Source organism: Pandoraea iniqua, assembly GCF_902459685.1.
In the GTDB taxonomy this organism is placed as follows: Bacteria; Pseudomonadota; Gammaproteobacteria; order Burkholderiales; family Burkholderiaceae; genus Pandoraea; species Pandoraea iniqua.
The window spans coordinates 911,788-923,795 of the sequence record NZ_CABPSF010000003.1; the positions used below are offsets into that span (position 1 = coordinate 911,788).

A 12,008-nucleotide genomic window follows, 5' to 3' on the forward strand; every position below is an offset into this window, starting at 1 on the left:
GATTGATAGAGACTAGGTGTTCGGACGGGCATGGAATGCGCGAACACGTTCTCGATACTGCGGAGACGGACGTCCACGGTTCCTCGGAGAGTATGAGCTCACTAGTACACACCCGCTTGAGCGAACATTGACAGGCTCAGCTCCCAAAGCACGAATGTCAGCGGAGCAACTTGTACTCCCCTGCCAGCGCCGGTACCTGAATACCGGCAGAAGCCGATGGTCCTTCCCGCGAAGCGGGACAGGGACCGGCCGCCGTACTTCGGAAGCGGGCGTGGGATGGTACAAGTCCGAACGGCCGTTCGAGGGCGGAAGCGGGCATTGCGACCCCACACTCCAGAGAAATACACCCCGTTTCCTCATAGGCTAACGGGCACATGTCTCGATCAGTGTTTCGGCAAGAATGAAGTTTCCTTGAAGAAGTCCGTGACTGCTTGGGTTCAGCAATGGCTACTAGTCAAGGCGCCCCGCAATATCCGTTGCAGTCGCGTTGTAGTAGGTCATTAATTCTGAAATGTTTCTGTGACCAGTCATCCTAGCTAGGTCAAGAGGCTGCAACTTCTTAGCCAAACGAGTAATGGCTTCGTGTCGAGTGTCGTGAAACGTCACGTCCGGTATGAGGGCTCGATCCCGTGCTTTCCTAAACAGCGCATCGCGACTGGAAGTCGACAGAGCAAACAACGGTTCGCCTTTCTGAACTTGCGGCAGCATCCTCAACAGCTCTATCGCTCTCGACGACAGCGGCACATTCCGCGCCGTTCCGTTCTTCGTCATCGGAAGTCGTGCGAACTTGCCTTTGTAGTTCACAGTTTGTGAGGTCAGAGTGAGCATTTCGCTCGATCTCATTGCCGTCTCTATCGCAAAGAGAAACGCAACGGCTACGCGCTGCATTGGCTTCTCTACCCGCAATCCTTCTTCATATCCCATGCTCGCAAGCAGCGACTCGATTTCTTCCTGAGAAATCAACCGCTCCCGCCCGGGCGGATCCGGCGGCCGCTTCACTTCGATCATCGGGTCAGTCACCAGCCAGCCCCACTCCTTCCGGGCAACCTGAAACGCGTGCGACATCAGCGACATTTCTCGCGACGTCGAAGACCCAGATACTTCCCGCAACCGAACATCCCGCCAAGCCGCTACATGCGAAGGTCGAAGTTCCACCAACCTGACATCAGCAAACTTCCGCCCGTTGACCACTTTGCTGCCAATCAGCGGCAACCGAAGCTTCTCCCATCGAGCCCCACGTTTCGTCGGACTCACTTTCAACTCGTACTCTCTGAGTACGTCACCGACCGTCAGCGTCTTACTGCCACCACCGCAAGCAATCGACCGCATTTCCGTCTCTCGCTGCGCACACCACGCCTGCGCAGCTGCCTTTGTATCGAACGTTCCACTGTCTCGCTCGCCGTTGACCATCAACTGAGCGCGCCAGCCCTTCACCACCTTCTGAATGGATGCCATTTCGTGGGGAAATCTCGGGTAAAAATTGGGGAGGCCGCCCCGATTTTAGGTGCGAACAGGTGAGATTTAGGGTGACAGGGAGAACAATCGGAATCCGCACAAAGCCCCCGCCTGGCGTTACCAGACGGTCTTTTGCGCGAATTTCAGGGAAGAAGTGAGACCTACAAAACCGATGCCAAAACGGGGAGTTGGTGCGAGGAAGGGGACTCGAACCCCTACACCCTTTCGGGCGTCAGGACCTAAACCTGGTGCGTCTACCAATTTCGCCATCCTCGCAGCCCGTGGGTGTCGGTCACCTCGGTAAGGTGTCGACACCCCGGCATCGGGTCGACGGCATGCGGTCCGGTCGGACATGAAAAGGGGCGACTGGTCGCCGCCCCGCTGCATGCGTCAAAGCAGGCGAGCATTCTACACGAACTGAAAATCGTCGGCAATCGTTCAACGCTCGGGCATCCAATGCCCAAATCCCATCGCTACATGCCCGTGTTGATGCCCGTGAAGCGAGCGCCGATACTGATTTTGCACGGCTTCATAAGGAGCTCCCGAATGACCACACCCTCCAACACTTCAAAGACGGCCCGCGAGCATCTAGCGCCGTCCCCAGAACATCCGATCGTCATCACTCCCGCAACCACTCGCGTCGTCGTGCGCGCCAACGGCCGCACCATTGCCGATACGCGCAACGCCCTCACGCTTTGCGAAGCTTCGTATCCGCCAGTACAGTACATCCCTCGCAACGACGTCGACATGTCCCGCCTGACACCCACCACACATCACACCTATTGCCCCTACAAGGGGGACGCGTCTTACTACTCCATCACCGATTTGGGTAAGGCCGGCGAAAACGTGATCTGGACCTACAACTCGCCATTCGACGCCGTCAAACCCATCGCCACCTATCTCGCGTTCTACGCTGAGCGCGTCGACAGCATCGACACCAGCGAGCGCCTCGTCGACTGATCGCCCCTGTACGACTCGCCTCTGGGTAGCAATGCTAGAATTCGCCCCAATTCATGGCATTGCCCCGGCTGCGCGTCTGCGCGCCGACGTTCGGGCCAATGACCCGACCGATACCCCGAAGCGCATGCAACCCCACGAGACATCCGACGATAACGTCGGCACCCCCGCCGGCCCCACACAGGCCAACGAGTATTGCCGTCAGAAAGCGGGGCCACAAGGCTCGGCGCTCTACTACGCCCTGCTGCAATTGCCGCCGTCCAAACGCGATGCCGCCTACGCCGTGCACGCGTTCTGTCAGGAAATCGCCGACATTCACAGCGCCGTGCACGACCCCGGCGTCGCGCACGCGAAGCTCGACTGGTGGCGTCAGGAACTCACGAATCTCTTTGCAGGCAAGCCGGTGCATCCGGTCACGCGGGCGCTCGGGCCAGTGATCAAGGACGCGGGGCTGTCGCGCACCGCGTTCGATGCCGTGCTGCATGGCGCAGAGATGGATCTGTCGCAGATGCGCTATCTGGATTTCGCCGGTCTGAATCACTACTGCGACGCGGCCGGCGGTGCCCCCGCCGAACTCGCCTCGCATGTGTATGGCTTCGATGACGCGCAGACGCCCGCATACGCTCGCGCGCTCGGCCATGCCATCGCGCTGGCACGGCGCGTCACCGAGGCAGGCGTCGATGCCCGCGCCGGTTATGTCTATTTCCCGATCGATGAATTGCAGCGCTTTGGCGTGACCGCCGCCGATATTCAGAACGGCAAGTATTCGCCGGAATTTCTCGCGCTGATGAAATTTCAGGATGCGCGGGCGCGCAAAGCCCTCCGAGAGGCCATGGCGGCCATCCCCAAGCGCGACCGCCGCAAGCAGAAACCGCTGCTCGCACTCGCCGCCCTGCAACTCGCCCTGCTCGATGAAGTCGCCGCGAGCGACTATCAGGTGCTGCACCAACGCATCGATCTCACGCCGCTGCGCAAGTTCTGGCGCGCTTGGCGGGCACGGTAAGACATTGGCGGCATGTTGCCGCCAGCCGGCAACACCGCGCTACGCCCGCAAAATATCCAACGGACGGAACGGGCCGCCCAGCACCGATTGCGGGTTGAGCCCCCACCACCGCTGCAACACCGTCGCGTAGACATCGCGGAAGTCGACCGCAAACGGCAGATTGCCGTTGCCATCGAGCCGGTCCAGTCGCGGCACGTCGCCATACATGCCGCCACGCACTCGCCCACCCGCCACAAAGTGCGGTGCCACCGTGCCGTGGTCGGTGCCGCTGCTCTGATTCTCGCGCGGGCGCCGGCCAAACTCGGCGTACGTCACGATCATCGTCGACTGCCAGCGATTCAACTCGGTCAGCCCGGCGCGCAATGCCATCATCCCGTCCGCCAACTGACGCAGCAGATTGGCCTGCTGCCCCGGCTGGTTCTGGTGCGTATCGAATCCGTTCAGCGTCAGGCGAAGCACGGCCACGCCGCGCCCGGGTTGTGGCACCCCCGTCGGTGAATCGGCCGCGGCCACCACCTGCAAGGCGGTCTTCACCACGTTGCCGAATGCGCCTTGCGGCATCGGCGTCTTGAGCACGTATTGCCCCTGACGTGGGCGCAAGCCGTCGGCGGCCTTCACGATGTCGTTCTCAACGCGCAGCACATGCGCCAGCGCCGGATTGCTTACCTGCGCCGCATTGGCAGACGCGAGACTGGCGTCGCGCAGAAACTGCGCCGGGTTGGTCAGCGTAACCGCGCGCGCGCCACCGGCCAATGGCCCTAGCTCCGCGCTGCCGACGATCACGCCATCGGCATCGAAACCGGTCGGCACCGCGTGCTCGGCGAACGCCCGCGAGAGCCAGCCGTCGCGCAGATACTCGTCAGAGCGCGACGCGGTGTTCCAGATTTCGATCGAGCGGAAGTGCGACAGATTCGGCTGCGGATACCCCACGCCCTGCACGATCGCCAATTCCTTTGCCTGCCACATCGGCATGAGCGCCCGCAGCGACGGATGCAGCCCGCTACGGTCGTCGAGTTGCACGACCTGATCGCGCTTGATGCCAATAGTCGGGCGCAGCGTCGCATAGGCGGGATCGGCGTAAGGGATCACGGTATTCAAACCGTCATTGCCGCCCTTCAACTCGATCAGGATGAGCAGATTGCCGTAGTTGCTCGCCCCGGCAAGCCCCCCCGGGAACGCACCACCGAGCGATTGCGTGGCGGCGAGCAACGGTGCCGGGGTCAGCCACGCGGCCCCGAGGCCACCGGCGAAGGTCAGAAAATCGCGTCGATGCATGTCACACCTCACTTCAACTGATAAGCCGGGTCCATCAACAACGACTGCAAATACGCTGCGCTATTCTCGCTGGCCGTTTGCGGTGCGGCCGGCGCGAACGGCAGTACCGCCCGCTGCAAGGCGTCGCGCGTGCCCGCCTCGGGAATATCGACCGGCCCCAACGCATAGGGTTGCAGCCAGCGCGCCAGATCGAACCGAACGCCGGCGACCGTGCGCGGCATTGGCATCGGTTGCGGCGGCTGGAACGCCGTGCGCTGCACGCCCGGGCGCGCCGTCACCATCTGCGGCGCCATTGCCGGGCCGCCCGCGTTGGCGTTCTCCGTCGCACGGAACATGCGCTCGACGAATTGCTTGCGCGCCAGCAACGTCGTGCTGTCGATCCACGCGTCGCCGCCGGGCCAGCCCTTCACATTAGGCGGGCGGAACAAGTCCTGCCCGAGTACCCGCATCTGCTGCGCGAGCATCGCCGGATCGTCGTAGCCGATGTCGAACTCGCGCACGGTATCCGTCACGAACTCCGATGGAGATTTGACCAAGGTGCCGCGTGTTCGTGCGTCCCAGAATGCGGGGGTGAGCAGCAGCGCCTTCAACGCCGCGCGAATGTCGTAACCGCTCGAACGGAAGACGTCGGCCACGCGGGTGACTTGTGCGGTGTCGGGGGTCGGCGAGACGAACTCGCGCCACAGCTTGGTGGTGACGAACGTCGCCGTCTCGGGCCGGGCGAGCAGAATGTCGAGCATCTGGTCGCCATCGAAATTCCCGGTCTGGCCGAGCACCGTCTTAGTGTCGGTATCGTGGAAATTCGGCCGCCAGAGGTAAGTCATCGTCGGCCGGTCGATGCTCCAGCCGGTGTAGGCCCTTGCCGCTTCGCGCACGTCCAGTTCGGTGTAGTGCCCTTCGCCCAGCGTGAACAGTTCCATCACTTCGCGCGCGAAGTTCTCGTTCGGGTGTCCCTTACGGCTGCCTGCCCCATCGAGATAGATCAGCATCGCCGGGTCTTTCGACACGCTGTGCAGCAAGGTGCCGAAGTTGCCCAGTGCATTCGCACGCAGCAGTACGTTCTGGCGATAGAGCACGCCCGGCTCGCGCACCTTGTCGTCGCTCGAGACGAAGTGGTTGTGCCAGAACAGGGTCATGCGCTCAGTGAGCGGTGACGGCGTGGTGGCCATCTCCTGCGCCCACCAGCCGGCCAGTTGGTTCGCCATGAGATTGCGGCGCTGGTCGAGTGCGCGCCGCTGCTCGGGGGTCAGGTTCTTGACCGCTTCGCCGTAGAGCGGCGCCTCGTTGACCCACGCAGGCGCCGGTGTCACTGCCGTGCGGCGGGTTTCGGCGAGCAACCGGTCGATCGCCTCGGCACGCGTCAGGCCGACGAACGCGGCAAGCTCGCGCGCGTCGGGGGCGTAACCGGTGCGGGTGAGGAGATAGCGGGCGTCGCTTTCGCTCAACGGGCGTTGCGCCGGATCGGTGGCGGTGGGGGCGTGGGTTGCGCGGTGTGAGGCATGCTGCGTGGCCGTGGCTGGCTTGGCGCCGGCGTTCTGACCGGGTAGTGCTGTCAGCGCGAACACCGCCACCATCGCTGCGGCGAGAGATGACCGGGAAATTGCCGCGCTATCGGGCCGAACGAACCGTTCGGAAGCTATACGTCCCGGCCAGCGGCGGGCGCAAAAAAAGCCAGCGTCGATCGAGGCTGGCTGGATTCGGTTCGGCTTCATGAGGCGCTCGCATCACAGGGGGCAACGTTGGCGAACGGGGCTGGGCTTCGTCTATAAGCGGATCAGTGGCTATACAACTCGCGCACCGCATCCTGAATATGCTGACGAAGCAAGCGCCGGTCTTCCGGGGTCATGTGGCCGTTGGGACGGCGGCCCGCCGGCGGATTCGGCAGATCGTCGGCACGACGCTCGGCATTCGGATCGTTGGCGGGTGAGTTCTTTGGCGCGTTGCGTTGCTGCGGCGAAGCACGCTCGACCTTCGGTGCGGCGTGCGTCTGGGCGCTGAAATGCGGCACGGGACGGGCATACGTCACGCTCAGGTGTCCCCAGAGCATGATCCCCCCGAACAGTAGCGAAAACTCAGCAGCCCATCTCATCTTTTGCGTATGTCCTTCTTGCCACGCGGCAGGTTTTCGCCCTGGCAGGGGTGCAAGTGTACCCACTGCCTATGGTCAGCGCACAAGCCGTAGGGTAAATTATGTAACCCTTTGTAACCCGCTTTGGCGGCCTCCTCAGTTCGCGGCATTTCGAGCTAAGATACGTGGCATGGAAAATAAAAACGCTTCCAAAATTCTGGTTGTCGACGACGATCCGCGCTTGCGCGACTTGCTGCGTCGTTACCTCGGGGAACAGGGCTTCAATGTCTTCGTGGCCGAAAATGCCACGGCCATGAACAAGCTTTGGGTGCGCGAGCGTTTCGATCTGCTCGTGCTGGACCTGATGCTCCCCGGTGAAGACGGTCTCTCTATTTGCCGCCGTCTGCGTGGCGCTAACGACCGCACGCCGATCATCATGTTAACGGCCAAGGGCGAGGATGTCGACCGAATCGTCGGCCTCGAAATGGGTGCGGACGATTATCTGCCGAAACCCTTCAATCCGCGCGAACTCGTCGCCCGCATTCACGCCGTGCTGCGCCGTCAGGCCCCGCCTGAACTTCCCGGTGCGCCCAGTGAAACCATGGAGACGTTCGAGTTCGGTGATTTTGCCCTGAACCTCGCAACGCGCACGCTCACCAAGAACGGTCAGGAAATTGCACTGACCACCGGCGAGTTCTCCGTGCTCAAGGTGTTCGCCCGCCATCCGCGCCAGCCGCTCTCTCGCGAGAAGCTGATGGAGCTGGCACGCGGGCGTGAATACGAAGTCTTCGACCGCAGCCTCGACGTGCAGATCTCGCGTCTGCGCAAGTTGATCGAGCCGGACCCGGGCAGCCCGCGTTTCATCCAGACGGTCTGGGGCCTCGGCTACGTCTTCATCCCGGACGGCGGCGCGTGATCGCTCGGCTTCACGTCTCACGCATCAAAACGACGCCGGTCGCGACCTCTTCGCGCACCGGCGTCGTGTCTTATCCGAGCGGGCCACTAATGGCCGGCCGGGCAACCGTGCACGCACGCATTTCGCATTAGACGGAGCAACCCCATGCATCCGATCCGGATGGTACGCGGGCTGTTCGGCGGTCTGTTCTGGCGTACCTTCTTCCTGATTGCCCTGCTGATCGGCGTGAGTCTGGCCGCCTGGTATCAGAGCTTTCGCGTGATCGAGCGCGAACCGCGCGCCCAACGCGTGGCGCAGCAACTCGTCTCGATCGTCAAACTCACGCGCACCGCCCTGCTCTATTCCGAGCCCGACCTGCGCCGCGCCCTCTTGCAGGATCTCGAGAGCAACGAAGGCATTCGCGTGTACCCGCGCGAACCCGCCGACAAGATCGAGAAGCAGGCCAGCGGCGTGGTGACCGATCTGATCACCCGCGACGTGCAGCGCCGGCTCGGCACCGACACGGTCATCGCGTCGTCGGTGAATGAAATCTCCGCGATGTGGATCAGCTTCAAGATCGATGAAGACGACTACTGGGTCGCCATCGAACAAGACCGCATCGATACCGCCACCGGTTTGCAGTTGTTCAGTTGGGGCACGTTCGCGCTGGCGCTTTCGCTGATCGGGGCGGCCTTCATTACCGCGCTGGTGAACCGACCATTCGCGCGGCTCGCCCATGCGGCCCGCGCCATCGGCGGCGGCCACCGGCCCGACCCATTGCCAGAGCGCGGCATGGGCGAGGCCGCCGAGGCGAACCGCAGCTTCAATCAGATGGTGCAGGAGCTCGAGCGGCTGGAGGCCGACCGGGCCTTGATGCTCGCGGGCATCTCGCACGATCTGCGCACGCCGTTGGCGCGTCTGCGGCTGGAAACCGAGATGAGCCCGTCGGAGGAATCGGTCAAGCGCGACATGATCAGCGACATCGAACAGATGGACGAGATCATCGGCCGCTTCCTCGATTACGCCCGCCCGGCCTCGCGCACCGTGCTGCAAACCATCGATCTCTCGGAGACCGTGCGCGAAACGGTGCACGCCTTCGAGGGCCGCGAAGATCTGAACATCACGGTCGAACTGGGCGAAGAGGCCTTCGTGCTCGCCGAGCGCACCGACCTGAAGCGCCTGCTCAACAACCTGATCGAGAACGCCCGCAAGTACGGACGCGATGCCGAGAGCGACATCGCCAACGTCCACATCACGACGCGTGTCCTTGGCGAGCGCGTCGAGATGCGTGTGCGCGATACCGGCCCGGGCATTCCAGAGGAACAACTCGCGCTGGTGTTCCGGCCGTTCTATCGCGTGGACACCGCCCGCACCAAGGCCGACGGCACGGGCCTCGGCATGGCCATCGTGCAGCGCATTGCGTCGCGCTATAAAGGGCAGGCAACGCTGAGTAACGTGCGCCCCGGCTCCGGCCTTGAAATCATCGTGTCATTTCCGCTTGCTAAATAAGGCGTATCGTGCGGAAATTGGCCCTCGCGAATGGGGTTCCGAATGGGGTTCCGAATCGCTTCATGATGGCCCTCGCCCCGGGCCACTCACAAAATCCTATCGACGGGATTTGATTTAACTATCCCCGCCATAAACACAAACTATTGCTATCGATCGCTCGATAGCGTATAATCCGTTAGTTGCCCGGGATCGCGTGAACCCGGGTAGTTGCAGGTTGCGATGTATTTGAAGACATCCAACGTTAACCGCATCAATTAAGGAGTAAATCGATGAAAACTGTCGGCGACAAACTCGAAGCGTTCTCGGTAGAAGCGGCAAAGCCTGGTTTTAACAACCACGAAGAAAACGGCGTGTCGGCTTTCGAAACCATCACCGAAGCCTCGTTCCCGGGCAAGTGGAAGATCATTTACTTCTACCCGAAGGACTTCACCTTCGTGTGCCCGACCGAAATCGTCGAATTCGGCAAGCTGAACGGCGACTTCGCCGATCGCGACGCTGTGCTGCTCGGCGGTTCGAGCGACAACGAATTCGTGAAGCTGGCATGGCGCCGTGAGCACAAGGACCTGAACAAGCTGAACCACTACTCGTTCGGCGATGTGACCGGTTCGCTGATCGACCAGCTCGGCGTGCGTGACAAGGAAGCTGGCGTGGCCCTGCGTGCAACGTTCATCGTTGACCCGCACAACGTCATCCAGCACGTTTCGGTGAACAACCTGAACGTCGGCCGTAACCCGGAAGAAGTGCTGCGTATTCTGGACGGTCTGCAAACGGACGAACTCTGCCCGTGCAACCGTGCGGTCGGTGGCAACACGCTGTAAGTTTTGCCTCGAAGCCCGCGCGAGCGGGCTTTTTCAGCCCAACGCAATAGGAGAAATTTATGGAATTCCTGAACGCGATTAAGGCGCAGATTCCCGATTACGCCAAGGACATCCGCCTGAACCTCGACGGTACGATCGCTCGTTCCTCGCTGGAAGGCACCGATGCCGTGGGCGTGGCCCTTGCCGCTGCGTTTGCCGCGAAGAGCCAGCCGCTGATCAAGGCCATCCGTGAATCGGGTGTGCTGCCCCCGGAAGAGCTGGAAGGCGCGTTGACCGCTACCGCGCTCATGGGCATGAACAACACGTGGTACCCGTATCTCGAGATGGCGGACAACGCCGAGCTCAAGAACGAAAAGGCCCAACTGCGCATGAACGCCTACGCCACCCGTGGCGGCGTGGATCAGCGACGCTTCGAGATGTACGCGCTGGCCGCGTCCATCGTCGGCAAGTGCCACTTCTGCGTGAAGTCGCACTATCACCTGCTCGCCACCGAACAAGGCATGAGCACCGCGCAACTGCGTGACGTCGGCCGTATCGCCGCTGTCATCAACGCTGCCGCGCAAGTGATCGCTGCCGAAGCGGCATAAAGTCGGAGGTCATCGTCAGGCTTTCGTCAGACGACGCACCAAGCAAAACGGCGCTGCCGGGTTCAACCCCGCAGCGCCGTTTTCATTGGCAGCCGTTCGGGGGCATCGCCCCCTCACATCTCAAGTCTTACGCGCCCATCAGCAACGCGGCCGCCTGTGCCTCGATGCCTTCCTGACGGCCGAGATAGCCGAGCTTCTCGTTGGTCTTGGCCTTCACATTGACCTGACCCACGGTAATCCCCAGCGCATCGGCAATCGACTGCGTCATCGCGGCAATATGCGGTGCCAGCTTCGGCGCCTGTGCGATCACCGTGCAGTCGATGTTGACGATCTCGTAGCCCTGCGCACGCACGCGGCGCATGGCTTCTTGCAGCAGCACGACGCTGTTCGCGCCCTTGAACGTCGGGTCGGTGTCCGGGAAGTGACGGCCAATGTCGCCGAGCGCCGCCGCGCCGAGCACGGCATCGGTGATCGCGTGCAGCAGCACGTCGGCGTCCGAGTGGCCGAGCAGGCCGCGATCGAACGGAATGGTCACACCGCCCATCACCAGCGGGCGCCCCGGGACGAGCGCATGCACGTCGTAACCCTGACCGATGCGAAGTTTGGACAAGGCGGCGAGCGAAATAGAAGAAACAGCTTGTTCAGTCATGAAGGGATCGTCAAATGCAGGAGACCCAGCTTACGCCGGGCGAGCCGCGCCGAGAAAGGCCTCGGCCAGCGCGAAATCTTCGGGATACGTGACCTTGAAGTTACGCAGGCTGCCACGCACGAGCTTGGGGGCATGCCCCATGCGCTCGATGGCGCTGGCCTCATCGGTCACTTCGGCGCCGGCAGCGAGCGCGTCTTCGAGCGCCTGACGCAGCATGCCCAGACGGAACATCTGCGGCGTTTGTGCCTGCCAGAGACCGTCGCGCGATTCGGTCGCAGCCACAGCCGCCAGAGCGCCGGCACCCGCCGGTGCGTCTTCACGCTTGAGCGTATCGGCCACCGGCAGCGCCAGAATGCCGCCGACGGGGTCGTCGCGCAGGGCTTCGACCAGCGTGCGGATCAACGCCGGCGTGATGCCCGGGCGCGCGGCGTCGTGCACCAGCACCCAGTCGCTGTCCTGCGCGCCGAATTCGGTAAGCGCCTGAAGGCCACCGAGCACCGATGCGTGACGCGACGCCCCGCCGCAGCGGCGCACGGCAAAACGCAGGGGGCCGAAGCGGCGGCCATCGAAGTGATTGTCGTCCGGCGCCAGCACCAGCACGGTCTGAGCGAACTCGGAGCAGGCGTCAAACGCGGCGAGCGCATAGTGAAGCATGGCGCGTCCGCCCACGCTCCGGTACTGCTTGGGCACGTCGGCCCCGGCGCGAACACCGGCCCCGGCGCACGGGATGACAGCAAAAAGTCGGTCGCTCACGATAAAACGCAGGTAAGGGTAAAGCGGGGATTTTATAAT

Annotated in this window: 12 protein-coding genes and 1 tRNA gene; 6 read left to right on the plus strand and 7 right to left on the minus strand. The window is 62.6% G+C overall.

All coding sequences use genetic code 11. From position 1 onward, the window contains the following. Positions 1-450: 450 nt before the first annotated feature. Together PIN31009_RS15025 and PIN31009_RS15030 are read right to left on the minus strand one after the other, a co-directional pair. Complete coding sequence (locus tag PIN31009_RS15025) at positions 451-1,455, minus strand: tyrosine-type recombinase/integrase (RefSeq protein ID WP_150790761.1); 1,005 nt, start codon at positions 1,453-1,455, stop codon at positions 451-453. A 189-nt stretch (positions 1,456-1,644) separates the two neighbouring features. Then, a tRNA-Leu gene (locus PIN31009_RS15030) sits at positions 1,645-1,731 on the minus strand. Positions 1,732-2,001: 270 nt separating this feature from the next. Between PIN31009_RS15030 and PIN31009_RS15035 the strand changes: the two genes are divergently transcribed. Both PIN31009_RS15035 and hpnD read left to right on the plus strand, forming a co-directional pair. Then, a complete protein-coding gene (locus PIN31009_RS15035; protein ID WP_150790762.1) occupies positions 2,002-2,415 on the plus strand; it encodes a DUF427 domain-containing protein in 414 nt (137 codons plus the stop codon). A 31-nt stretch (positions 2,416-2,446) separates the two neighbouring features. Then, positions 2,447-3,415 (plus strand): presqualene diphosphate synthase HpnD, encoded by a 969-nt coding sequence (hpnD, locus tag PIN31009_RS15040; RefSeq protein WP_174997187.1) that lies wholly within the window; start codon positions 2,447-2,449, stop codon positions 3,413-3,415. A 39-nt stretch (positions 3,416-3,454) separates the two neighbouring features. Here hpnD and PIN31009_RS15045 read toward each other — a convergent pair whose 3' ends face one another. The 3 genes from PIN31009_RS15045 to PIN31009_RS15055 all read right to left on the minus strand — a co-directional run bounded on the left by PIN31009_RS15045 (position 3,455) and on the right by PIN31009_RS15055 (position 6,779). Continuing rightward, positions 3,455-4,690 (minus strand): DUF1501 domain-containing protein, encoded by a 1,236-nt coding sequence (locus PIN31009_RS15045; RefSeq protein WP_150790763.1) that lies wholly within the window; start codon positions 4,688-4,690, stop codon positions 3,455-3,457. A gap of 8 nt (positions 4,691-4,698) precedes the next feature. After that, a complete protein-coding gene (locus tag PIN31009_RS15050; protein ID WP_246185681.1) occupies positions 4,699-6,264 on the minus strand; it encodes a DUF1800 domain-containing protein in 1,566 nt (521 codons plus the stop codon). Between the two features lie 200 nt (positions 6,265-6,464). Beyond that, the gene (locus PIN31009_RS15055; protein ID WP_150684416.1) at positions 6,465-6,779 is read right to left on the minus strand and encodes a hypothetical protein; all 315 of its coding nucleotides are present in this window, start codon (positions 6,777-6,779) and stop codon (positions 6,465-6,467) included. A 169-nt stretch (positions 6,780-6,948) separates the two neighbouring features. Between PIN31009_RS15055 and ompR the strand changes: the two genes are divergently transcribed. From ompR to PIN31009_RS15075, 4 genes are all read left to right on the plus strand, one after another. Next, positions 6,949-7,674, plus strand: coding sequence for an osmolarity response regulator transcription factor OmpR (gene ompR / locus PIN31009_RS15060; RefSeq protein ID WP_058378278.1), 726 nt, complete (start codon positions 6,949-6,951; stop codon positions 7,672-7,674). 144 nt (positions 7,675-7,818) lie between these two features. Next, the gene (locus PIN31009_RS15065) at positions 7,819-9,162 is read left to right on the plus strand and encodes an ATP-binding protein (RefSeq protein WP_150790765.1); all 1,344 of its coding nucleotides are present in this window, start codon (positions 7,819-7,821) and stop codon (positions 9,160-9,162) included. A 269-nt stretch (positions 9,163-9,431) separates the two neighbouring features. Beyond that, positions 9,432-9,980, plus strand: coding sequence for a peroxiredoxin (locus PIN31009_RS15070; RefSeq protein ID WP_058378276.1), 549 nt, complete (start codon positions 9,432-9,434; stop codon positions 9,978-9,980). 59 nt (positions 9,981-10,039) lie between these two features. Continuing rightward, positions 10,040-10,567 (plus strand): carboxymuconolactone decarboxylase family protein, encoded by a 528-nt coding sequence (locus tag PIN31009_RS15075; RefSeq protein WP_150790766.1) that lies wholly within the window; start codon positions 10,040-10,042, stop codon positions 10,565-10,567. 127 nt (positions 10,568-10,694) lie between these two features. On the opposite strand, the gene ispF is transcribed toward PIN31009_RS15075, so the two are convergent. Then, positions 10,695-11,216: a 2-C-methyl-D-erythritol 2,4-cyclodiphosphate synthase gene (gene ispF / locus PIN31009_RS15080; RefSeq protein WP_058378274.1), complete on the minus strand. Its 522-nt coding sequence runs from the start codon at positions 11,214-11,216 to the stop codon at positions 10,695-10,697. Between the two features lie 30 nt (positions 11,217-11,246). Beyond that, positions 11,247-11,969 carry a 2-C-methyl-D-erythritol 4-phosphate cytidylyltransferase gene (gene ispD / locus PIN31009_RS15085; protein ID WP_150684418.1) on the minus strand — a complete coding sequence of 241 codons (723 nt, stop codon included), beginning with the start codon at positions 11,967-11,969 and terminating at the stop codon, positions 11,247-11,249. Positions 11,970-12,008 lie beyond the last annotated feature (39 nt).

Excerpts from the sequence above, each read along its gene's own strand:
- PIN31009_RS15025 (WP_150790761.1), bottom strand. The coding sequence starts at position 1,455 with ATGGCATCCATTCAGAAGGTGGTGAAGGGCTGGCGCGCTCAGTTGATG.
- PIN31009_RS15035 (WP_150790762.1), top strand. The coding sequence starts at position 2,002 with ATGACCACACCCTCCAACACTTCAAAGACGGCCCGCGAGCATCTAGCG.
- hpnD (WP_174997187.1), top strand. The coding sequence starts at position 2,447 with ATGCTAGAATTCGCCCCAATTCATGGCATTGCCCCGGCTGCGCGTCTG.
- PIN31009_RS15045 (WP_150790763.1), bottom strand. The coding sequence starts at position 4,690 with ATGCATCGACGCGATTTTCTGACCTTCGCCGGTGGCCTCGGGGCCGCG.
- PIN31009_RS15050 (WP_246185681.1), bottom strand. The coding sequence starts at position 6,264 with ATGGTGGCGGTGTTCGCGCTGACAGCACTACCCGGTCAGAACGCCGGC.
- PIN31009_RS15055 (WP_150684416.1), bottom strand. The coding sequence starts at position 6,779 with ATGAGATGGGCTGCTGAGTTTTCGCTACTGTTCGGGGGGATCATGCTC.
- ompR (WP_058378278.1), top strand. The coding sequence starts at position 6,949 with ATGGAAAATAAAAACGCTTCCAAAATTCTGGTTGTCGACGACGATCCG.
- PIN31009_RS15065 (WP_150790765.1), top strand. The coding sequence starts at position 7,819 with ATGCATCCGATCCGGATGGTACGCGGGCTGTTCGGCGGTCTGTTCTGG.
- PIN31009_RS15070 (WP_058378276.1), top strand. The coding sequence starts at position 9,432 with ATGAAAACTGTCGGCGACAAACTCGAAGCGTTCTCGGTAGAAGCGGCA.
- PIN31009_RS15075 (WP_150790766.1), top strand. The coding sequence starts at position 10,040 with ATGGAATTCCTGAACGCGATTAAGGCGCAGATTCCCGATTACGCCAAG.
- ispF (WP_058378274.1), bottom strand. The coding sequence starts at position 11,216 with ATGACTGAACAAGCTGTTTCTTCTATTTCGCTCGCCGCCTTGTCCAAA.